We start from the raw sequence: 21,847 nt of genomic DNA on the forward strand, positions 1-21,847 counted from the left end.
GCCCGGCGACACATCCACCACCACAGTCAACGCCACGAACCAATGATTCCGAAGAACCAACCCGGAGTAAAGTTACTTCGCTAACGCGACACTAGCGCTGCCAGCCCGGCCAGCTTCAGTACGACGCGCGTCGCCGGGTGATCGACGATCCGGGTCAGGACCTCGACCGGCCGGCCCACGGAGCCCTCGAATCGCGGGCGCGACCAGAACGCGGCGAGCGCGAAGAACGACACCGCGACGGCAGCGCCGGCGGAGTAGATCGCTAGCCACAACGGCACCGGCAGGTCTCCTCGACCGCCGATCCCATGCAGTGGCAGCACGTGTGTACTCCGATCGACCGGACTATCCGACCGATCGAATGTAACACGAGTGATGTCACATAGCGAGAGTCTGATATTCGGCGGGATCGAATCGCCGGGTGAGCTGCCGGAACCGGAACGTGAACGACGGCCAGAGGGTCGTGTTGCGTCCCTGCGAGTCCAGGTACCAACTGGTGCAGCCGCCACGGGTCCAGATCGTGTTCCGCATCGATGAGCGGACCCCGTCGACGAACGCGCGCTGCACGTCCCGCCGTACCTCGACCTCTCGCAGCCCCTGGGCGTCCATGGTCTTGAGCGCGTCGAGAATGTACGCGATCTGGGACTCGATCATGAACACCATCGAGCTGTGCCCGAGGCCGGTGTTCGGGCCGATCAGCATGAAGAAGTTCGGGAAGCCGGCGATCGCCGTACCGAGATGAGCCTCCATCCCGTCGGCCCACGCCTCGCGCAGCGAGACACCGTCGCGGCCGTGCACCATGTCCATCACCGGCAGGTCCGTGACCTTGAAACCGGTGCCGTAGATGATCGTGTCGACCTCGTGCTTCACGCCCTCGGTGGTGACGATGCCGGTCGGCGTCACCTCGGCGATCCCGTCGGTGACCACCTCGACGTTCGGCCGCGCGAGCGCGGGGTAGTAGTCGTCGGAGATCAGTACGCGCTTGCAGCCGAGGGTGAAGTCCGGCGTCAGCTTGGCGCGCAGCAGCGGGTCGCGGACCTGGTGCGCGAGGTGCTTCTCGGCGATCTTCTGCGCCTGATTCATGATCGCGGGCAGTTTGGTGAACCCGAGCACCATCGACTCGCGACCCCAGTAGATCCCGGCCCGGACGGCCTTCTGCACCAGCGGGAACCGGCGGTAGATCGCCTTCTCCGCCGCGGTGATCTTGCGGTCGGGCCGCGGCATCACCCACGGCGGCGTCCGCTGGAACAGGTGCAGTTCCTCGACCTCGGGCTGGATCGCCGGCACGAACTGGATCGCCGACGCGCCGGTCCCGATCACGGCGACCTTGCGACCGCTGAGGTTCAGGTCGTGATTCCAGCGCGCCGAGTGGAAGACCTCCCCCTCGAAGTCCTCGATCCCGGGCAGCTTCGGGTACGACGGTTCCGCCAGCGGACCCATCCCGGACAGCAGGATGTCCGCGGTGAACGTCTGCTGGTTCGTGGTGATCTGCCAGATGCCGTCCACCCAGCGCGCGGATTCGACCGTGTTGCCGAAGCGGATGTGCGGGCGCACGCCGTACGCCTCGGTGACGTTGCGCAGGTAGTCCTCGATCTCGGGCTGCGGCGAGAACGTCGACGACCAGTCGGGGTTCGGGGCGAACGAGAACGAGTACAGGTGCGACGGCACGTCACACCGGCACCCCGGGTACGTGTTGTCCCGCCAGGTACCTCCGACATCCTCGGCGCGCTCCAGTACGACGAAGTCGTCGTACCCGGCCTGCTTCAGCCGGACCGCCATCCCGATGCCCGCGAACCCGGTGCCGATCACCACGATCCGATGCCGCTCGCCCATGAGGTTCTCCAGCCCGTTCGGTAGTTACTCATGCGGAACTTACTCGCAGTAAGTTACTCGGAGTCAGTTAGACTGCGCAAGTGACCTCGACCACGGTTCCCCCAGGCCCGCCGAAGCGCCGCCGCGACCGGGCCGCGCGGGAACGGGAGATCCTCGAGGCGGCCGAACGGATCTTCGGCGAGCGCGGGTACCAAGGCACGTCGATGGACGACGTCGCCGCACAGGTCGGGGTGTCGAAGCCGCTGATCTACCAGTACTACGGCTCGAAGGACGGCCTGTTCCTCGCCTGTCTCGCACGGCTCCGCGGCCAACTGCTGGACACCGTCGCCGACGCTGTGATGGCGGCCCCGGACGCCGAGGACGCGCTGTACGCCGGGTTCCTGGCCTGGTTCCGTTTCCTCGACGAGCACCCGCAGGCATGGTCCGTCCTGGTCGACGAGGGCATGCTGAGCGCCGGCCCCGCCGCGGAAGCCACCGACGAGGTACGCGCGGCCTTCATCGAACTGATCGCCACGATGGTCCGGATGAACCTCCCCGCCGGCCGTGCGGTCGACGACGACGAGGTCCAGATCGTTGCCCAGAGCATCTCCGGCGCCACCGAACGCCTCGCCATCTGGCGCACCCGCGCCGCCACGCCCCCCACCCCCGAAAAGGTGGCCCGCACCCTCCAGGACCTCCTCTGGCAGGGCCTCCACACCCTCAAAACCACCTGATGCACCTCGAGTCCCACCCGAGACCGCCGTACCCCAAGCCGTCCCCCACCAGATCCACGCCCTGCAAACGAGGCCTGGCCGGAGGCCCTGGCGCGGACCGTTGCCGAAGTACGCTCCTCGGACCAGCCGACACAAATTGATCTGGGAGGTGTGTCGGATCGGGGCGGACGTGGTCGTAGTTGTGGTGAGGGCGCCGAGGAGGCGCCCACCAAACCAGGGGAGAACAAAATGACCGCCAGCTACACCTTCGACATCTTCTCGAGCCTCGACGGCTACTCGAACAGCAGGACGTTCGGTGGCTACTTCGGGAAGCAAGGTCCGGAGTTTCTCGAGCACCGCTTCAACCAGTTCGGCGAGGAGCAGCGTCTGGTCCTCGGGGCCAACACCTTTCGGGGGATGGCGGCGATGCTGGCCTCGAGCTCCGCAGGGTCCGAGGTACGCGACCCGTGGGTCACCCGGATGCGGAACCTGCCGACAACGGTGGTGTCGAACACCCTCGAAGCACCACTCGACTGGCCGGACGCCACGGTCCTGACCGGCGACCCCGTCGAAGCCATCGCCCGCCTCAAGAAGGAGTCGGACGTACCACTCCGCTCCCACGGCAGCCTGACCCTGAACCGCGCTCTACTGGCCGCCGGCCTCGTCGACCGCATCCAGGTCACGTTGTTCCCGGTGATCACCGGCCAGAGCGGACTCGGCCGCATCTTCGACAACACACCCGACCTGGACCTGGAACTGATCGAATCCCACACCCTCGACACCAACACCCAAGAACTCACCTACCGCCCCACCCTCCACACCTGAGTCCCGCCAACGGCAGCAGACGGCAAGTCCGCGAACATCGCCACAGATCTCCACAAACCCTTGCGTAGAAGGTGGCTAGTGTGCGGGGAAGTCGGTGAGGATGTCGGCGACTGAGGCTTGGCCGTTGGGGAGGGTGTCGGGGAAACGGGTCATGTAGTAGGGGATTGCGATGATCACGAGGGAGAGTGCCCAGCCGCGGGCGCGGAGCCACGTGGTGTGGTCGACCTCGAGCGCGTCGCGGTAGGCCCTCCTGGACTCGCCTTCGAAGATCCACCACGCGGGCAGTACGTCGCCGGCCGGGTCGGCGGCGCGCGCCGTGGCGAAGTCGATCACCGCCGAAAGCTTGCCATCAGCAACCAGCAGATTGCCCGACATCAGATCGCCGTGGATCCACCTCGGCGTACCGTCCCAGGTGTCGGCCGCCAGCGACTCCTCCCATGCCGCCAACACGCGCGCGGTGTCGAAGTGCTCACGTAGCTCGTCCAACGCTTCGCGGAACATTTCGTCCCGCGGTGCCAGCGGCGTGCCGCGGCTGAACGGATCGTCGTCCGGGACCGGTGCGCCGGTCGTGTCGACTTCTCGTAGGGTCCGCACGAAGCCGGCCAGATCGTGCGCGGCCTGCGTTCTGTCCACGGACTCCGGTACGAATGGTGCCCCAGGCAACCAATGGTAGACGCCCCAGGTGAAGGGATAGACCTCGGAGGGCTGACCGAGTTCGAGTGGTTCCGGAATCGGCAGCGAGACGTACGGCGCCAGGCGCGGCATCCAGGTCAGGTCCATCTCGACCTGCCCCTGGTTCCGCGATGTCCGCGGCAGGCGAACCGACAGATCGTCGCCCGCGCGGAAGGTCACGTTGTCGGTCCCCGACCGCTCGACCACGCGCACCGGCAGCCGCGCCCAGCGCGGGAACTGCTCTGCCAGCAGTCGCTCCACCACCGCGGCGTCGATTTCCACCTCGTCGTCATGCAGCTTCGGAACACCCGTCACGGCGCGACCCTCACACCGGGACGACGTACGGTCAACCGATTTCGAGCAGCGCGCGTGCGTGAGAATGATTCCATGACGAATCCCCCGCTCCCCGAGGCATGGCAGCATGCCGAGGTTCCGCAGCTGCCGGCCATCGGACCCGATGTCGTCGACGAGTTCGCCCGTACGATCTACGGCCGTACGCCGGAAGGTGGGCGGCTGACCGAGCTGGTACTGCGTTCGCGGGAGAACGGCGTCCTCGACGGGGCAGCCGACCGCCTGCGTCACCACGCGGTGATCGCCTGCCCGCTGGGCAACCTCGAACTCGACACCATCACGCACCTCCCGGCCGGAGCGAGCGCCGAACACCCCGTACCGGTCGTCGTCGCCCTCAACTTCAAGAGCGACGAGGTGCCTTCCGCGAAGGTGATGCAGGCCGGATACGCCGTACTAGCAGTCGACTACCAACAGATCGAGCCCGACAACCCGGCACCGCCCACACCCGGCGTACGCGCACTGTTCCCGACCAAAACGACCGAGACAACCGACACAACCGAGCCATGGGGAGCGGTCGCCGCCTGGGCATGGGGCCTGTCCCGCCTCCTCGACATCGCGGACGGAATCGAAGGCGTGGATCCGACCGAGCCGGTCGTGCTCGGGCACTCACGGCTGGGCAAGGCCGCGCTGTGGGCGGGTGCGCAGGACCAGCGGTTCGCGGTCACCGTCACCAACGGATCCGGGTGCTGCGGCGCCTCGTTGTTCCGGCATCCGGGTGGCGAGGACATCGCCGCCATCACCACGAAGTTCCCGCACTGGTTCGTCCCGTCGTTCTCGACGTACGCCGGTAACGAGAGCAACCTGCCCGTGGACCAGCACCAGCTGCTCGCGAGCATCGCCCCGCGCCGCGTCTACGTCGCCAGCGCCGAGGACGACGCGTGGGCCGACCCGGTCGGCGAGTACCTGGCTGTCGTCGCCGCCCGGCCGGCCTTCGGCCCGAACGGCATCGGGTACCACGTCCGCCCCGGCACGCACGATCTCCTCGAAGAGGATTGGCTGCAGGCTCTGGACTTCGCGAAACGGTGAAGTCTCGGCCGCAGGAGTGATCAGTTCCCGAACAGCTCGTGGATGGCGGCTTCCTGGTCGTCGGTCAGGTCGGTGTGGATGAGCTTGGCCCGCAGGCCCGTCCTCCGGAAGGTTTCGCGGACCTTGTCCGCCACCTCGTCGCTGGACAGCAGGAACAGCGCCGACGTCCCCGGCGTGACCTGGGTGCGTACCTCCTTGATGAAGTCGTCGTCGATCCCGACGTCGATCAGGGAGCCCGCCACCGCTCCGGCCGCCGCGCCGATCGCAGCGCCCGCCCAGGGCATCAGGAAGATCGTTCCGAACAGCATCCCCCAGAACATCCCACCGACCGCTCCCGGACCTGTCATGTTGCGCACCTGGCGGGTCCGCGGCCGCCGCTTCTCCGGCTGCCACGACACCGAGGCCGCGTCATGGATCCGGATCAGCTTCTGCTTCGCCAGACTCTCCAACGTGCCGATCGCCTGGTTGGCCCCGTCCCAGGTCTCGAACTTCCACACCGTCAACGTCGCCATCGCACCGCTCTCCTCGCGCCCATCCGCCGACTCCCGCCTAGCGCGTGCCTGCTGAGGTACGCCGACCCGCACCCGAGCCCCCGCCGCCAGTGCGCCCCGCGTCCGCCGCACACCCACCCTGCCGTGCACGATTCCGGCCGCACCGCGCGCTCCAGTACCCACTTCACCCACCCCGATCGCAATCCCTGCATCAACACTTCACTGGACGCTCCCTCTCACCCATCAGTTGCCGACGTTCTCCCCCAGGTCACGAGTCCACCACCGCAAGCCGCCCGGTGCCAGGTCTCACCCGTACCCGGCTGACGGATGTCATGGGTGGGTCGTGACGAGCGATCCAGGGGTGCGACGGCCCGCTCCAGCAAGCTCTAGGTATGACGACAACGACTGCGGTCAGCCTGCGGGGTGTGACCAAGAGGTATGCGGATGTGCAGGCCGTCGCCGGGGTGGATCTGACCATCCGGGCCGGTGAGGTGGTGGCGTTGCTGGGGCCGAACGGCGCCGGTAAGTCGACCACGATCGAGATGCTGCTCGGCCTGGTGAAGCCGGACCAGGGCACGGTGCAGGTGTACGGCGGTACGCCCACGGACGCGATCGCCAAGGGGCAGGTCGGCGTGATGCTGCAGAGCGGCGGGATCATCGAGGACGCCAAGGTCGGCGAACTCCTGAACCTGGTGGCCGGCCTGCACAACGACCCGATGCCGGTCGAGGAGGCACTCGAGCGGGCCGGGATCGCCGACCTGACCAAGCGGACCATGAAGGGCCTGTCCGGCGGCCAGAAGCAGCGGGTGCGGTTCGCGATGGCGATCATCCCGCAGCCCGACCTGATCGTGCTGGACGAGCCGACGACCGGTATGGACGTCGAGTCCCGCCGCGACTTCTGGGCGTCGATGCACGCCGAGACCGCCCGCGGTCGCACGGTGCTGTTCGCGACCCACTATCTCGAGGAGGCGGACTCGTACGCCGACCGCGTGGTGCTGATGCGCAACGGCAAGATCGTTGCCGACGGCACCGCCGCGCAGATCAAGGCGAGCGTCTCCGGCCGGACCATCCGCGCCACGATCCCCGGCGCCGATCTGGCCGCGCTCGCGTCGCTGCCCGGCGTACGCAACGTCGAGACCCGCGGCGACGTGGTCCTGCTGCAGTGCGCCGACTCCGACAACACGCTGCGGCACCTGCTGGACAACACACAAGCCCACGACATCGAAGTCAGCTCGGCCGACCTCGAGGACGCCGTCCTCGCGATCACCGACCAGAACAAGGCCAACCAGAACAAGGCCGACCAGAACAAGGCACAGGAGACCCTGGCATGAACCGCGACTACCTGATCTTCGACATCCGCCGCACCCTGCGGAACCGGCGGGTGCTGATCTTCTCGATCCTGATGCCGCTGGTGCTGTTCCTGATCTTCGGCCTGACGATCCCGAAGGACGCCAACGAGGCCGGAATCTCCGCGATCGCGTACGTGATGGTCAGTATGGCGATGTTCGGTTCGATGTCCGCGGCGATGAGCAGCGGCGGTGTGATCGCGGCCGAACGCGACGGCGGCTGGAACCGGACGCTGCGGCTGACCCCGCTGAAGCCGCAGGCGTACGTCGTGAACAAGGTCATCCTGAGCCTGCTCCTGGCGGTCCCGCCGCTGCTGGTCGTGTTCGTCACCGGCATGGTGTTCGGGCACGTGCACCTGAACGCCACCCAGTGGCTGACGGTCGCGCTGGTGTCGTGGCTCGGCGCGCTGCCGTTCGCGGCGATCGGCCTGGTCATCGGGTACATCGCGAAGCCGGACAGCGTGCAGCCGATCACCGGCCTGAGCACGATGCTGATCGCGGCCTTCGGCGGCCTGTGGCTGCCGGTCGACCAGATGCCGTCGATCATGAAGCACATCGCCCAGCTCACGCCGGCGTACTGGACCGGTCAGAGCTCGCGGAGTGCGCTGACGGCGAGCGGCTTGGACACGCACGCGCTGCTGGTGGTGATCGGCTGGACCGTTGTACTCGGGTTCGTCGGACTCCGCCGGTTCCGCGCCGACACCGCCCGCGCCTGACACGTGGGTGACTGAAGCAACCGGGCGATAGCGTGACCACCGTGAAGACTTCGCCGACCCTGATGGATGCGCTCGCCGATCGCGACGGTCGCGAAAGGCCTGGGCGGTGGGGCTGGCTGGCGGCCGGGGTCTGGCTGTTCTACCTGTCCCAGCCGTTCGAGGAGATCATCCACCGGGAGGGGACGACCCGGGTTCTCGGGCTGGTCACGCTCGCTCTGTTCGCGCTCTCGTACATCGGGTTCTTCGGGTGGATCCGCTGGGTCGGCATCGGCTCCGGCGGTCTGCCGACCTGGCAGCGCCTGGTGTACCTGGGCGGGATGCTCGCCCTGTGCCTGCTGCTGCTGCCGTCGGCGGGTCAGCAGGCGCTCACCTGCCTGGTGTACATCTCGGCGGTCGCGATGATGGCGCTCGACCTCAGGATCGCGATCGGCGTCGTCGCGGTGCTGCTCGGCGGCGTCGAACTGGCGATGCGGGTGGTGCCGGGCTGGACCGACGACGGCAGCTTCGGGTTCGCGATCTTCCTCGGCGCGCTGGCCGTGTTCGGCATCCGGCGGGCGATCCAGCGCAGTATCGAGCTGAACGCGGCCCGCAAGGACATGGCCGAGCTGGCGGTGCAGGAGGAGCGGAACCGGTTCGCCCGCGACCTGCACGACATCCTCGGCCACTCGCTCACCGTCATCACGGTGAAGGCGGAGCTGGCCGGCAAGCTGATCGCGGCGAACCCGGAGCGGGCGGCCGCCGAGGTCGCGGATGTCGAGAGCCTGGCGCGGGCCGCGCTGGCCGACGTACGGGCCGCTGTCGCCGGGTACCGCGAGCTGAGCCTGGCCGGTGAGCTCGTCTCGGCGCGGTCCGCGCTGCAGGCCGCGGAGATCAAGGCGGACCTGCCGACCACGGTCGACGAGGTACCGGAGGAGAACCGCGAACTGTTCGCCTGGGTGGTGCGGGAAGGCGTCACGAACGTCGTACGGCACTCCGGCGCGAAGCGCTGCACGATCCGGATCACGGCGGCGCAGATCGAAGTCCTCGACGACGGCAAAGGGCCGACGCCGGGCGGAGGTACGTCGGGCCACGGGCTGATCGGGCTCCGGGAACGGGCGGACCTGGCCGACGCGACTGTGCAGGTCGGCGAGGCGCCCGGCGGCGGGTTCCGGCTGGCCGTGAAGGTCGGCCTGTGAGAGGGCGTCTGAGGACCCTGCGCCGTCGCGAGCAGGTGCTCGGCGGAGTGCCTCGGTGTGCTGGAGCGGAGGGTTCGATGCGGAGCATCGTTCCCTTCGCTCCAGTGCAGCGAGGTGCCCGCCGAGTGCCGCGCAGTAGGCGCAGGGTCCTCAGACGCCCTCTTAGGATGGGGTTGTGACCATCCGACTGCTGATCGCCGACGACCAGGCGCTGGTGCGCGGCGCCCTCGCCGCCCTGCTCGATCTCGAGCCCGACCTGGAGGTGGTGTCCGAGGTCGGCCGCGGTGACGAGGTGATCGAGGCCGCGAAGAACGCCCGGCCGGACGTCGCGCTCCTCGATGTGGAGATGCCCGGCCTGGACGGTATCGAGGCGGCCGCCGCGCTGCGGACCGCCGTACCAGGGGTGCGGGTGCTGATGGTGACCACGTTCGGCCGGCCCGGCTACCTGCGGCGCGCGATGGAGGCCGGCGCGGCCGGGTTCGTCGTCAAGGACACGCCCGCGACACAGCTGGCGGACGCCGTACGGCGGGTGCATCAGGGGCTCCGTGTGGTCGACCCGTCGCTCGCCGCCGAGACCCTGGTAGCCGGCACCAGCCCGTTGACGGGCCGCGAGTCCGACGTACTGCGGGCCGCCCGGGAAGGAGGCACCGTCGCCGACATCGCCAAGGAACTGCACCTGTCCGAAGGCACCGTCCGCAACCACCTCTCCGCCGCCATCGGCAAAACCGGCGCCCGCACCCGCGCCGAAGCCGCCCGCATAGCCCTCGACAACGGCTGGTTGTAGCCGGTCTCTGCCTCTAGGGTTACCCCAGGGGAGGGATCTGTGATGTCGATCGAGGATTTCAGTGTGCGGGGGCGGTTGGCGGACACGGGCGAGGGGATCACGCCTGACGAGCTGCAGCTCGCGGCGCGGAACCACGGGATGCCGCTGGAGGGGTTGCGGTACGACGTGACGCCGCCGGGACTGCACTACGTGCTGGTGCATTACGACATCCCGGCAACGAACGCAGGCGACTGGCTGCTGAGCGTGGACGGGTGCGTCGAGCAACCGTTGGCGTTCGGGCTGACCGAGTTGCGCGCGATGGGACGCCGTACGGTCCGCGTCACGTTGGAGTGCGCCGGCAACGGCCGGGCGACGCTGCAGCCGCGGCCGATCAGTCAGCCCTGGTTGTCGGAGGCGGTCGGTACGGCGGAGTGGACGGGCGTGCTGTTGTCCGATCTGCTCCGGCTCGCCGGGCTGCGCTCCGACGCCGTGGATGTGGTGTTCACCGGCGCCGACCACGGTGTGGAGCGCGGTGTCGAGCAGGACTACCAGCGTGGGCTCTCGGTGGAGGAGGCGATCGACTCCGGCGCGCTCGTCGCCTGGGAGATGAACGGTGCGCCGCTGCCGCCGCAGCACGGGTATCCGTTGCGTCTCGTCGTACCTGGTTGGTACGGGATGGCGAGCGTGAAGTGGCTGCGGTCGATCGAGGTCATCGACCACACCTTCGACGGGTTCCAGAACGCGGTCGCGTACCGGATCCGCACGGACGCCGACGACCAAGGTGTCGCGGTCACCCGGATCGAGCCGCGGGCGCTACTGATCCCGCCCGGTTTCCCGGACTTCATGAGTCGCCACCGCTTCGTTGCCGCCGGCCCCGTTCCGTTGTTCGGCCGGGCCTGGTCCGGCTGGGCGCCGATCGAGCGGGTAGAGGTCAGCACCGACGCCGGCGTGAACTGGCACGAGGCCACGTTGGGTGCCCCTGGCAACGAAGACGAGCTGGCCTGGCGCGGTTTCGCCTACGACTGGGAGGCAACACCCGGCGAGCACGTCCTCACGGTGCGCGCCTACGACGCCAGCGGCCGCGAACAACCGATCGAGGCACCGTGGAACCGCGGCGGCTTCGGCAACAACACCGCCCAGCGCATCACAGTGCTCGTCACCTGATCTCGGTCACCTGAAACCCGCGTGTCGTTCGCGTGTTCCGGCGTACCGCAGTCACATTCTGGAGACGTACACGGTTCTCACTTCCAGGAGTGATGCGGTGAACGCCAACCAGCTGCACGCGCGGGTCTTCCGAACAGCCGGCGAGTGGTACGCCGACGTCGACGACGAGCTCGATCCGCAACCGGACAACCCGGTCTGGTGGGGCTCGTACCCCACCCAGCCGGCCGCTTTCGAAGCCGCCTGCACCCACCTCGCGGAGCTCCAGCAGGCCTCCTAGAAGAAGAACAGGGCGACCACCGCGGCGCCGGCGAGCGCGCCGAGAACGAAGAGGGCGTAGACGTACCAGTGGACCGTCCAGTCGGCGCCGGCGGCGAGTACGTTCGACGGATCGTCCGGGTCGATCTGCACGTCGATCCGATCGCCTACTGAAGGGAGCGGATCGAGCTGGTCGGCGCCGTCGATCTCCACCTTCGAGCCGTCGCCGGGATGGGTCACCGTGATCGTGACGTCGTGGTTCTTCGACCACTTGTCGACGTGGACCGACAGCACCACGGCCGACCGCACCGGAGCCGAGCGCGCCACCTGCTGGTCGTGGCGGGCATCCGCGATCCCGAGCGGCGCGATCGCGAAACAGCCCAGCACCAGTACGCCGCCCACGATCGGCCGGACACCACCGCCGAGCCGGCCGAGCCAGCTGAACCAGCCGAGCCAGTCGGGCCGGCCGCGGCCCGCGCGCCGATGCCTGCCGCCCTCCGCCGGGCTCTCGCCCTCGACCTCGACCAGCCGGGCCCGGGCCGCCTCGCGTGCCTCGGCCAGGTCGCGCTCGCGGGCACGTTCGCGGCGGCGCTGGGTGCGTTTGCTCGGCTGCTCGAGGCGGTTCCACCAGGCGAACTGTTCGACGAGGAAGCGGGCGGGGTAGCAGGCCCCGCCCGCGATCGCGGCGCAGACGATCGGGTTGTCGTAGAAGAAACTCGGGCGGGTCAGCCAGCCGAGGAAGTACAACCCGCCGCCGACCGTAGCGAAGAACAGCAGCAACAGGAGCAGTTGCCGGCCGTGGAGGTCGTCATCGGGGTCGCTCACCGGAACATCATGTGCGATGGACGCAGCTCGGCGCCCCGCGGTTTCATTCCGGTTCGTTGTGCGAGTCGCCGCCGACCCGGTACGGCGTCGTCACGCCCTCGTACATGAGGTGGGTCATCAGGCCTTCGGAGGCGTGCGGGAGGTTGTGGCAGTGGTCCATCCAGAGGCCGGGGTTGTCGGCGACGAACGCGATCTCGTAGGTCTCCTTGTTGCCGACCTCGAGGGTGTCGACCCACCACGGCGAACCGGTCGCCGCGATGCCGTTGCGGGACAGGACGACGGCGTGGTGGCCGTGCAGGTGCATGGGGTGGGCCTGCCCACTGGTGTTGGAGATCTTCATCCGGACCACGTCTCCCTCGGCGACCATGTACATCGGTACGTCGGGGAACTTGTGGCCGTTGATCGTCCACCACAATCCCGGCATACCGTCCAGGAACCCGGGCCGTCGCCCGATCCGGTACTCGAAGTTCCGGTCCGCCTTCGCCGGGTCGAACCCGATCGGCGCCGGCGTCCCGTACTTCAGCAGATCGACACTGTCACCCGGTAGGTCACCGCCCGGTGGCTCGGCGCCCGCGGGCCCGATCCCGAGCGACAACGCCGGCGTACCTGCCACCAGCCGCATCCCGCCCGCCGGGACCACCGCCTCGAGGTCCACACGTCCACCAGCAGGCAGCGGATACGCGGCCGTCACGGCCGACGGTCCGTGGACGTCGCGACCGTCGACCGCGACCACTTTGTACGGCGTCCCGACCAGCCCGACCCGCAGGATCGCGTTGTCGGTGTTGATCACCCGCACGCGCGCCGTCGTACCAGCGGTCACGTCCACGCGCCCGGTCCCGGTACGCCCGTTGATCGTGCGTTTCCCGTCGTACGTGTGGATCGCCGCGACGACCTCACCAGAAGCAGCCGGCGCGATCACGATCGGGCCGAACAGACCGCCCTTGACCTCGTCGCTCGACACCTGATGCGAGTGGTACCAGTACGTCCCCGCGTCCGGCGCCTTGAACCGGTACACGTGCTTCCCACCCACCGGTACGGCGTCCTGCGTCACCCCGGCGACCCCGTCCTCGGCATTCGGTACGTCGATCCCGTGCCAGTGCAACGTGGCGCCGTCCTTCACGGACTCGTTCACGAACGTGACCTGCACCAGATCGCCAACCCGCGCGCGGATCAACGGCCCGGGCGACGTCCCGTTCACCGTGTACCCGTCGATCGTCTCCCCCGACGCGAGCTGGAACTTCTGCTTCCGCGCCACGAGTGTCACGTCGACATTCGGCGTACCCGTCTTGGGTCCCGCCAGGTCCACCACGCTCAGGCCGCTCATCGTGTGGCCCTCATGATGCATCGACGGTCCGCCGCCGTGGTCGGCGTACCCCATCTCCGCCGGGTTGTACTCCCCCGGGACCAGGCTGGTCGCCCAGAGGTACCCGAGCGGTACGAGTACCGCCAGGGTCACCCCGAGAGCGACCAGCCGGCCCCACCGACGGTTCTTGACGTCAGCCACTGGTCACAGGCTGATTCGGTACGGCGGCCCGTCGCGCACCCGCACTCGCCACACCGGCGATCGCGAGCCCGTTGATCCCGTGCAGCACGCCCAGCGCCGGAAGCCCGAAGGACACCACGGCGAGCAGGAACTGCACGACCACCAGACCGACCACGATCCCGGCCAGCACGCGGCCCCGCGGTACGTCGGTCAGGAACGACACAATCAGGAACACCAGCGCGAGCAGCGCGATCACCGAACCGGCGATGCTGTGGTAGCTCTGCCCGAAGTTGCTGTAGTCGGCGCCGATCGAGGTGCCGTCGTCGGCGTCCTTCGCGATCGTGAACCCGGCCAGCGCGATCGAGGCGACCTGGAGCACGACCGCGATCGCGATCAGCATCCCCACGACCCGGTAGACGTTCCTCATGCCCGCCCCTCCATCCGGCGCTTCCGCACGAACAGAACCGCGGCCACGATCAGCAGGAGCGGCAGAACGGGCGGATGCCCACCGAACACGGTGCAGCCGATCGACAGCATCACCGCGGCGACGCCCAGCAGGATCAGCAACGGGAACGGAATGCGCCCCAGCGGCCCGCGAGCCGCCCACTGAGGCCGCTGACGGCCGGCACCCGGTCCCGCTGCTCCCGCTGCGTTCTCCGGTGCGGTCCACGGCGGTCGCCGCCAGCCCCACGGACCGGCCCAGCCCTCGTTGTCGTCACCGGCCGTGGCCTGGTGTGCTCCCGGCAGGTCCGCGAACAGACCCTCCAGGTCGGCGCCGGTCCGCGCCTTCAGCGCCTGCTCGACGCGCTCGGAGTGTTCGTCCGCGCTCAGCCGGCCGGCTTCGTAATGCTCGCCCAGACGCCTGACGGCGTCCTCACGCTCACTGTCGCCGATACGGATCGATCCGCCCGGCCTCTCGTCGTTCATGACACTCCTCGGTGCTCGTAGTTCTTCCAACGGCACCAAGACTGTCTTTCGAACCCCTTTCACCGCGTCGCCTCAGCGGCGACACCTCCCCTACCCCCGGAGGAGCACAAAGCACCGCTGGACGCAGTACGACGTACTCCCCCGGGCGTAGACCAGCCCAGGGTGAACCCCTAAGCGTTGGCCGAGAGGATCTTGTTCACATCGTTGTTGGCCTTGCTCAGCGAAGCGGGATCGGCCTCGAAGGACATCACCGCGTCCATCGCCGGTGTCATCACCGCGGTCACGTCCGCGGCGTTCGGGTTGGCCGGGTACGGGAAGACGTCACCGGCCTCGACCGGCTCGAGGAACGGTGTCACGTCCCAACCGCTCTTCGCGAACGCCGCCTTCGCGGCCGGCATACTCGCCGCCACCGCCGGGAACACCACGCCCGCCTTGGCGACGATGTCCTGGGCTGTCTGCGACCCGAGGAACTTCACCCAGGCCCAGGACGCGTCCCGCCGGGTGGTTCCGGCCCAGATGGTGTCCGCGAGTCCGTTCATCATCGACATCCGCTTCCCGATCGGTCCGATCGGCAACCGCGCGAGCTTCGTCTTCACCTGCTTCAGCGTCCCGTACGTCCCGAGCATCCAGGAGCCGTTCGGGGTGATCGCGTACTTCCCCGCACCGAAGGAGGTCGTCACGTCCACCCCGGACTTCGCCTGCGCGTACGTCGGCATGTACCCCTTGGTGATGAGCCCACGCCACCATCCGATCGTCTCGGTGAACTTCGGGTCGCCGTAGAAGAACTTCGTCCCCCACGGCTCGCCCTCGGAGTACTTCCAGCCGTTGATGGCGGCGTACCAGCTCCAACTGGTCTGCCCGTCACCGCCGCCGGCGTCGGCGTACCCGAGCCCGTAGACCTTGACGTTGTTCTTGTCGAACCCGGGCTGGTCACCGCGACGCCCCTTGGAGTCGACCGTGAGTCGCCGGACGATCTGCTCGAACGTGCCGCCGTCGTGCGGGTTCCACGTCATCGAGTTGAGCTGCTCGGCACTGATCCCGGCCGCCTCGGTGAGCGCGCTGTTGTAGAAGTAGACCTCGGTGTCCCAGTCCTTCGGCAGGCCGTACCGCTTGCCGTCGGCCCCGATCCAGCGGTCCGCCAGACCCTTCTGGTAGATGCTCAGATCGACGTTGTCCCTGGCAACGTAATCGTCGATCGGCAGCACCTGACCCTTGTCCGCGAACAGCGGGTACTTCGAGGAGTGCCCGGTGAACACGTCCGGCGCGGTGTCCGAGATGAACCCGGTCACGAGCTTCGACCAGTAGTCGTTCCACCCGTACTGCTCGATCTTCACCGAGTACTGCGGGTTCTGTTCGTGGAACACCTTGGCGCACTCGGTGTACATCGGCAGCTGCGCGGAGTCCCACAGCCAGTAGATGATCTCGCCGTCGCCCCGTGCCGCGGCGCCGTTGTTGCAGGCGGCAACAGCCGGTACGGCGAGCGCGGCCAGTCCTGTCTTCAGCAGGGTCCTTCGTGAGAGATTCATCATTTGATCCCGGAGAAGCCGATGGAATTGGTGATCCGCTTGGCGAACGCGAGGAACAGGATGATCATCGGCAGCGCCGCGATCAGCGTGGCCGCCATCAGCCCGGCCCAGTCCGGACCGCCCTGCGGCGTCTGCGACCGGAACACGCCCAGCGCGACCGTCAGCACCCGCACGTTCTCCTGCTGACCGACGAGCAACGGCCAGAAGTAGTCGTTCCACGAGTTGATGTAGGTCAGGATCGCCAGCGTCGTGATCGGCGCCGCGCTCATCGGGATGATCAGCCCGAAGAAGATCCGCCGGTGCCCGGCGCCGTCGATCATCGCCGCCTCCTCGAGCTCCCGGTTGATGCCGAGGAAGAACTGCCGGAGGAAGAAGATCGCGAACGGCGTCATGAACGCGCCCGGCAGGATGATGCCGGCGAAGCTGTTCAGCAGCCCGAGGTTCTTGATCAGCACGAAGTTCGGCAGCGTGGTGAAGATCGGCGGCACCATCAGCGCGGCCAGGAACAACGCGAACACCTTGTCCCGGCCGGGCCAGCGCAGCCGGGCGAACGCGTACGCCGCCATCGCGCTGAAGAACACCTGGCAGACCGTCGTGATGGTTGCCACCACCAATGAGTTACGCAGGTACAACCAGAAGTTCACGGCCGCGCCGGAGCCGCCCTGCGCCTGTGCCTCCTCGATCGACGACAGTCCGAGCACCCGCTTGAACGCGCCGAGGGTGGTCTCCACGGGCAGCAGCGAATCCGGGTGACCGGGCAGCTGCGTGTTGTCCGAGAACGCCGTACGCAACATCCAGTAGAACGGGAACAGGGTGACGATCAGCAAGACGAACAACAGGACCCAGGCGACCGTACGCCCGACACTCACCTGCCGCCTCATGCCAGATCACTCTCCTTCGCCCGCAGCAGCCGCAACTGCAGCAGCGACACGACCGCGAGGATCGCGAACAGCACCAGCGCCATCGCCGAGGCGTAACCGAAGTCGAACCGGGTGAACGCCCGCTCGTAGATGTAGTAGTAGATGACCCGGGTCGCGTTGATCGGACCGCCCTGCGTGGTCACCGCGACCGTGTCGAAGATCTGGAACGACCCGATCATGGTGACCACCAGGACCATCACCAGAACCGGCCGCAGCAGCGGCAGCGTGATCCGCCAGAACGTCTTCCACTCGGTCGAACCGTCCACCTCGGCGGCCTCGTAGACGTACGCCGGGATCGTCTGCAGCCCCGCGAACACGAGCAGCGCGGTGTACCCCATGTGCCGCCAGACGTTGATCCCCGCGACCGTCGGGATCGCCCAGTGCGAGTCGCCGAAGAACGCCACCGGATCGATCCCGACCCAGCCCAGGAACGTGTTCACGACGCCGACCTGCACGTCGAGCATCCAGTACCAGACCAGCGCGACGACGACGTTCGCGACCAGGTACGGCGCGAGGATGACGGCGCGGACCGTGATCGACTTCGTCAACCGGTACATCAGCATCGCGATCCCGACCGCGAGCACGGTCTGCACCCCGATGTTGATCACGACGTACTCGACCGTGACCCCGAGCGCGTTCCAGAAGAAGCTGTCCTGGACCATTCGCTCGTAGTTGGCCAGACCGTTGAACTTCGGCGCCGAGAGCAGGCTGTACTCGGTGAAGCTCAGGTACGCGCCGCGCAGCGTCGGCCAGATGTAGAACACCACGAACCCGATGGTCGCCGGGGCGAGGAAGATCATCGCGACCTTCAGGTCCCCCAGGCTTCGACGTTTCCCTGGTGGTGCTGCGGAGTCCCCGTGACTTCGTTTCCTGGTAGGTGGTGCGTTGGTGGTGGCGGTCACGGGGATCTCCTTCTCTGTCCGGCGATCGGACGGCTTATCCGATCGCAGTCACGTCCAGCAAGATCGCGCTCTCGGGCCATTGCGCGGGCATGAGTACTCCGACCGAGGCGAGGGCGGCGCCGTTCAGTTGCACACTTCCACCGTCGGCCGACCAGGCCGTCGACCGCGACGCGGGTCCGGGTGTCGCGACCTTGCTGATGCGGTACGTCCGCTGCGGGTCCAGTCCGGGCAGCCGCACCCGGCCGACGGCCGAGGTCACCGACTGCGCGACCTGTACGACGCTGAACACGCCACGGGAGCCGTCCCGCGCTACGACGCCGTGCACGAGCACGTCGTCCGGCCCGCGGTCGGCGCGGACAACCGTCCCGGTGTGCAACAGCGGTCGCAACTCCTTGTGCAGGGCGACCCAGCCCTTGAGTTCCTCGCGTTCCTCGGGGGTGGCCGATGCGATGTCCCACTCGATGCCGAAGTGGCCGAACAGCGCGGTGATCGCGCGGAACGACAGCGTCTGCGTACGGCCGGTGGTGTGCGCCCGCGGCGGGCCGACGTGGCAGCCGATCAGCTCCGGCGGCAGCAGGAGCTGTGTGTACCGCTGGATGGTCTGCCGCTCGAGCGCGTCGTTGCTGTCACTGCCCCAGATCCGGTCGGTGCGCTCCAGGATGCCGAGGTCGACCCGCGCACCGCCGGACGAGCAGGACTCGATCTCGAGCCCCGGGTGGCGGCGCTTGAGCTCGTCGATCAGCCGGTACACCGCCAGGGTCTGCTCGTGAATGCCCGCCGTACCCGTGTGCTGGTTGCCGCCGTCAACGAAATCGCGGTTGTGGTCCCACTTCAGGTACGCGATGTCGTACTCGCGGAGGATGCTGTCCAGTCGCTCGAGAATGTAGTCGTACGCCGCCGGGACGCCGAGGTTCAGGCCCTGCTGGTGGCGTGCGGTCGGCGGCATCCGGTCGCCGGTGGCGAGGATCCAGTCCGGGTGCTCGCGTGCCAGGTCCGAGTCGGGGTTCACCATCTCGGGCTCGACCCACAGGCCGAACTGCAGGCCGAGGCCCTTCACGTGGTCCACCAGCGGGTGCAGGCCCTTCGGCCAGATCCCCTCGTCGACGTACCAGTCGCCGAGGCCTGCGTGGTCGTCGCGGCGGCCGCGGAACCAGCCGTCGTCCAGGACGAACCGCTCCGCGCCGACCTCGGCGGCCGCGTTGGCGAGCGCCTTCAGCTTGTCCAGGTCGAGGTCGAAGTACACGGCCTCCCAGGTGTTCAGTACGACGGGACGCTCGGTCCGCGGGTGGTTGGGACGCGCGCGCAGGAAGTCGTGGAAGCGGTGCGAGACCTGGTCGAGGCCGACGCCGTACGAGCCGTAGATCCACGGCGTGCTGTACGTGCCCGCGGGCTCGAGGCGGCCTTCGCCGGGGAGGAGCAGTTCGCCGCCGCCGATCACGCCGTACCCGCTCATGCCGCGCTCGGCATACGTTCGGTGGTTGCCGCTCCAGGCGGTGTGCACGCCCCAGATCTCGCCGGCACGGAAGCCGAAGCCGGGGGTGCCGGCGAGCAGCAGCAGGGTCGCGTCGGCACCGGTCCGGCCGCGGCGGTTGTCGCGGATGTGGGCTCCCTGCGTGAACGCGTGTCGCTGCGGGTGCCGCTCGCCGATGTGCCGGCCCGTCATGTCGAGCAGCTCGGTCGCCTCGGTCGGCACCGGCAGCGCGAGGTACAACCCGTCGACTGTGTACGGCGTCTCGCCGGTGTTGGTCAGGTCGGCCTTCGCCCTTACCAGGCCGGAGTCGGTGAGCTCGATCGTGAGGTCGAGCTCGAGCCCGGCGTCGGCGGCCCTGACCTGCACGGTGTTGTCGGTCTGGGCGACGCTGTTCAGGGTGAAGCTCGCCGAGAAGTCATGACCGTCGCGATGGCCGTTCAGACCGGGGAGGCCGAACCAGCCGGCCGAGTACTCGGGCAGGATCGCGATCGGAAGGTTCTCGTCCAGGCCACTGCCTTCCTGGACCGCACCCGCGCCGCGCCGCAGTTCCAGCAGAGCGTTCTCGGTCAGCTCGCCCAGATCCGCACCCCAGTGCAGGACGGAGGGAAGGGCAGGACCGGAGCAATCGAGCACCAGGCTGACGCCACCGGCGCGGAGCTGCAGAATCTCGATGTTCGACACTGTTGATTCACTCTGCTTTCTGATTGATTTCAGGACGAAACTATTTACCTCGTCAGGCCCGTTGTCAATGCTTCACGAAGTTAAGTAAATACCCTAGAGCGCTACAACGAAGGAACAAGGCTGAGATCAGCGGCTGAGCCGAGCTTTGAGGAGCAGCTCGTGCAGTCCAGGCTCGGCGGACGGCCGGTCCGGCAGGTCGCTCGCGGCCTCCGCTTCGTCCAGCACGTTGTGTAGCTCCAGTACGTCCGCGGCGAGCCGCTCGAAGTCCGGCCCTTCGAGGGGCGCATGCTCGGCCTCGGCCTTGGCGGCCATCAACTCCGGCAGGTACGGCGGTCCGCCCGGAAGCTCCCGCAGATCCGCCTGGACCACACCGGTCCGCATCAAGTTGATGCCCGTCAGCAGCACCCGGAACGTGTACAGCAGCGGCTTCAGTTCGCGTTTCTTCTCGAAGAACTCCCACTGGGTACGCGCGAACCCGCGGTAGTGGTGCGCGTGCCACTTGGTGATGCAGCCCTTGGCGAGCGCGACGAGCTCGGCGTGTTCCGGCGTACTGACGACGACGAGGGGTGACAGGACCTGTTCGAGGACGTAGCCGTTGCGGCGGAGCATCAGGCGAGCGAACTTGGCCAGGTCGTGAGTGACCAGATCGACCTCGGCCTCGTTCTCGAACCAGGTGCGGTCGACGGTCTCCGGGCCGTGACGCAGTCCGACCACCTCGGCGGCCGGCAGCACGTGTACGCCGCGCAGGTCGACGTCGGAGTCGCGGGACGGGAAGCCGTACAGGTGGGCGCCGGAGACTGTTGCGAAGAGCAACGGGTACGGCTGCTCCCCCATGATGGTTCGGAGCTCGGTGTAGTCGAGTTGCCGCATGTCACGTGTCACCGAGGCTCCTCTTTCGGACGGACCGGAGCCAGGCGTCGACGGTTGCGACGTCTGGCGTTGCCGGGAGGATTGTGTGCTGCAGTGCCTTGTCGAGTTCCTCGTGGAGGTGGAGACGCCAGCGCTCGACCTCGTCCCACGGCAGTTCGCCACGCTTGACGGCGAGGAGGCGTTCGCGGTGCGGGCCGACGTCGACGACGAGGGTTGCTTCGAGTAACAGTTCGCGGGCCGAGAGCAGGAGGCGGATCAGGTGCATGACGTGCTTCCACTTCGGCGTACCGTCGCGGCGGAAGTCGGTTTCGAGCTTCTTGAACTGGCTCAGCACGTAACCCGAGTACGTCTGGTAGGCCAGCTGGGACAGGAACGCCGTACGGAGTCCGACGAGCTCTTCACCGAGGGGTGTCTGACGGACGACGAGGGGTGAGTGCAGGACTTCGAGGAGGTTCGGGTTGGACTTCAGCGCGAGTTCGCAGAAGCGCTCGACCTCCCACGAGAACCACTCCGGCTCTGGTCCGTCGACGTGCGTCGGCGGTTTCGCGAGCGACCAGAACGACTCGGTCGGCGCGACGTACACACCACGCGTGTCGGTGTCCGACTGGTCGGTGTCCAGGCCGAAGGCGCGTGACCCCACGACCGCGGCGTAGATCGTGTGCTCGCGGACAAGGCGGTCGCCGTCCGGCTGGTCGAGCTCGATCGCCTCGTCCTGGTACGCCGTCCGCAGGCTGAGCTGATCGCGCCGGGCCAGGGTCTGGCGACCGTCCACGAGGCGCACCGTGTACCGGCCGTCCGGGGTCACGCCGGCGACCCGCCCGGTCGCCCCACGCTGCGCCGTACCGCCCCGATCGTCGGGCGCCGCCACCCGAATCACCACCTGCGTGCCCACCGGCAACTGCGGACCTTGGACTGCCACCCGCCACATGCTGCCGG

Annotated in this window: 23 protein-coding genes; 9 read left to right on the top strand and 14 right to left on the bottom strand. The window is 68.0% G+C overall.

Annotation, left to right across the window (positions count from 1 at the left end; translation table 11 throughout):
* Positions 1 to 80: 80 nt before the first annotated feature.
* Entirely contained in the window at positions 81 to 320 is a 240-nt protein-coding gene (locus EV651_RS35740; protein ID WP_238157409.1) for a hypothetical protein, read from the bottom strand.
* 55 nt (positions 321 to 375) lie between these two features.
* Entirely contained in the window at positions 376 to 1,830 is a 1,455-nt protein-coding gene (locus EV651_RS35745) for an NAD(P)/FAD-dependent oxidoreductase (RefSeq protein WP_133789692.1), read from the bottom strand.
* Between the two features lie 80 nt (positions 1,831 to 1,910).
* Here EV651_RS35745 and EV651_RS35750 point away from each other — a divergent pair, with 80 nt between their 5' ends.
* Both EV651_RS35750 and EV651_RS35755 read left to right on the top strand, forming a co-directional pair.
* Entirely contained in the window at positions 1,911 to 2,543 is a 633-nt protein-coding gene (locus EV651_RS35750; RefSeq protein WP_133789693.1) for a TetR/AcrR family transcriptional regulator, read from the top strand.
* Between the two features lie 228 nt (positions 2,544 to 2,771).
* Positions 2,772 to 3,347: a dihydrofolate reductase family protein gene (locus tag EV651_RS35755; protein ID WP_133789694.1), complete on the top strand. Its 576-nt coding sequence runs from the start codon at positions 2,772 to 2,774 to the stop codon at positions 3,345 to 3,347.
* Between the two features lie 75 nt (positions 3,348 to 3,422).
* On the opposite strand, the gene EV651_RS35760 is transcribed toward EV651_RS35755, so the two are convergent.
* Positions 3,423 to 4,334: an aminoglycoside phosphotransferase family protein gene (locus EV651_RS35760; protein ID WP_238157410.1), complete on the bottom strand. Its 912-nt coding sequence runs from the start codon at positions 4,332 to 4,334 to the stop codon at positions 3,423 to 3,425.
* Between the two features lie 72 nt (positions 4,335 to 4,406).
* On the opposite strand from EV651_RS35760, the gene EV651_RS35765 reads away from it, so the two are divergent.
* Positions 4,407 to 5,396, top strand: coding sequence for a hypothetical protein (locus tag EV651_RS35765; protein ID WP_133789696.1), 990 nt, complete (start codon positions 4,407 to 4,409; stop codon positions 5,394 to 5,396).
* Positions 5,397 to 5,416: 20 nt separating this feature from the next.
* Here EV651_RS35765 and EV651_RS35770 read toward each other — a convergent pair whose 3' ends face one another.
* Positions 5,417 to 6,070, bottom strand: a complete 654-nt coding sequence (locus EV651_RS35770; protein WP_238157411.1) for a DUF1269 domain-containing protein — start codon at positions 6,068 to 6,070, stop codon at positions 5,417 to 5,419.
* Between the two features lie 209 nt (positions 6,071 to 6,279).
* Here EV651_RS35770 and EV651_RS35775 point away from each other — a divergent pair, with 209 nt between their 5' ends.
* From EV651_RS35775 to EV651_RS35800, 6 genes are all read left to right on the top strand, one after another.
* A complete protein-coding gene (locus tag EV651_RS35775; RefSeq protein ID WP_133789697.1) occupies positions 6,280 to 7,218 on the top strand; it encodes an ABC transporter ATP-binding protein in 939 nt (312 codons plus the stop codon).
* Positions 7,215 to 7,949: an ABC transporter permease gene (locus tag EV651_RS35780; protein ID WP_133789698.1), complete on the top strand. Its 735-nt coding sequence runs from the start codon at positions 7,215 to 7,217 to the stop codon at positions 7,947 to 7,949. Before EV651_RS35775 ends, EV651_RS35780 begins: the two co-directional genes overlap by 4 nt.
* A 41-nt stretch (positions 7,950 to 7,990) precedes the next feature.
* Positions 7,991 to 9,124: a sensor histidine kinase gene (locus EV651_RS35785; protein ID WP_133789699.1), complete on the top strand. Its 1,134-nt coding sequence runs from the start codon at positions 7,991 to 7,993 to the stop codon at positions 9,122 to 9,124.
* Between the two features lie 175 nt (positions 9,125 to 9,299).
* Positions 9,300 to 9,908 carry a response regulator transcription factor gene (locus EV651_RS35790; RefSeq protein WP_133789700.1) on the top strand — a complete coding sequence of 203 codons (609 nt, stop codon included), beginning with the start codon at positions 9,300 to 9,302 and terminating at the stop codon, positions 9,906 to 9,908.
* 42 nt (positions 9,909 to 9,950) lie between these two features.
* Complete coding sequence (locus EV651_RS35795) at positions 9,951 to 11,051, top strand: sulfite oxidase (protein ID WP_133789701.1); 1,101 nt, start codon at positions 9,951 to 9,953, stop codon at positions 11,049 to 11,051.
* A gap of 97 nt (positions 11,052 to 11,148) precedes the next feature.
* Entirely contained in the window at positions 11,149 to 11,328 is a 180-nt protein-coding gene (locus EV651_RS35800; protein WP_133789702.1) for a hypothetical protein, read from the top strand.
* Here EV651_RS35800 and EV651_RS35805 read toward each other — a convergent pair.
* From EV651_RS35805 to EV651_RS35850, 10 genes are all read right to left on the bottom strand, one after another.
* Positions 11,325 to 12,131, bottom strand: coding sequence for a hypothetical protein (locus tag EV651_RS35805; protein WP_133789703.1), 807 nt, complete (start codon positions 12,129 to 12,131; stop codon positions 11,325 to 11,327). The genes EV651_RS35800 and EV651_RS35805 overlap by 4 nt on opposite strands.
* Positions 12,132 to 12,174: 43 nt before the next feature.
* Complete coding sequence (locus tag EV651_RS35810; protein WP_238157412.1) at positions 12,175 to 13,635, bottom strand: multicopper oxidase family protein; 1,461 nt, start codon at positions 13,633 to 13,635, stop codon at positions 12,175 to 12,177.
* A complete protein-coding gene (locus EV651_RS35815) occupies positions 13,628 to 14,041 on the bottom strand; it encodes a hypothetical protein (RefSeq protein WP_133789704.1) in 414 nt (137 codons plus the stop codon). Before EV651_RS35815 ends, EV651_RS35810 begins: the two co-directional genes overlap by 8 nt.
* Positions 14,038 to 14,541, bottom strand: a complete 504-nt coding sequence (locus EV651_RS35820) for a DUF1707 domain-containing protein (RefSeq protein WP_133789705.1) — start codon at positions 14,539 to 14,541, stop codon at positions 14,038 to 14,040. Before EV651_RS35820 ends, EV651_RS35815 begins: the two co-directional genes overlap by 4 nt.
* 170 nt (positions 14,542 to 14,711) lie before the next feature.
* Positions 14,712 to 16,067, bottom strand: coding sequence for a sugar ABC transporter substrate-binding protein (locus EV651_RS35825; RefSeq protein WP_133789706.1), 1,356 nt, complete (start codon positions 16,065 to 16,067; stop codon positions 14,712 to 14,714).
* Positions 16,067 to 16,948, bottom strand: coding sequence for a carbohydrate ABC transporter permease (locus EV651_RS35830; protein WP_133789707.1), 882 nt, complete (start codon positions 16,946 to 16,948; stop codon positions 16,067 to 16,069). The genes EV651_RS35825 and EV651_RS35830 overlap by 1 nt, the downstream gene beginning before the upstream one ends.
* Positions 16,945 to 17,889 (bottom strand): carbohydrate ABC transporter permease, encoded by a 945-nt coding sequence (locus EV651_RS35835; protein WP_238157413.1) that lies wholly within the window; start codon positions 17,887 to 17,889, stop codon positions 16,945 to 16,947. Before EV651_RS35835 ends, EV651_RS35830 begins: the two co-directional genes overlap by 4 nt.
* Before the next feature lie 34 nt (positions 17,890 to 17,923).
* A complete protein-coding gene (locus EV651_RS35840; RefSeq protein WP_133789708.1) occupies positions 17,924 to 20,041 on the bottom strand; it encodes an alpha-galactosidase in 2,118 nt (705 codons plus the stop codon).
* A 126-nt stretch (positions 20,042 to 20,167) separates the two neighbouring features.
* Positions 20,168 to 20,923, bottom strand: a complete 756-nt coding sequence (locus tag EV651_RS35845) for a DNA polymerase beta superfamily protein (protein WP_238157414.1) — start codon at positions 20,921 to 20,923, stop codon at positions 20,168 to 20,170.
* Positions 20,913 to 21,830: a DNA polymerase beta superfamily protein gene (locus EV651_RS35850; RefSeq protein ID WP_133789709.1), complete on the bottom strand. Its 918-nt coding sequence runs from the start codon at positions 21,828 to 21,830 to the stop codon at positions 20,913 to 20,915. Before EV651_RS35850 ends, EV651_RS35845 begins: the two co-directional genes overlap by 11 nt.
* Between the last annotated feature and the right edge of the window lie 17 nt (positions 21,831 to 21,847).

It is taken from the genome of Kribbella sp. VKM Ac-2571, assembly GCF_004362255.1.
Classification (GTDB): Bacteria; Actinomycetota; Actinomycetes; order Propionibacteriales; family Kribbellaceae; genus Kribbella; species Kribbella pratensis.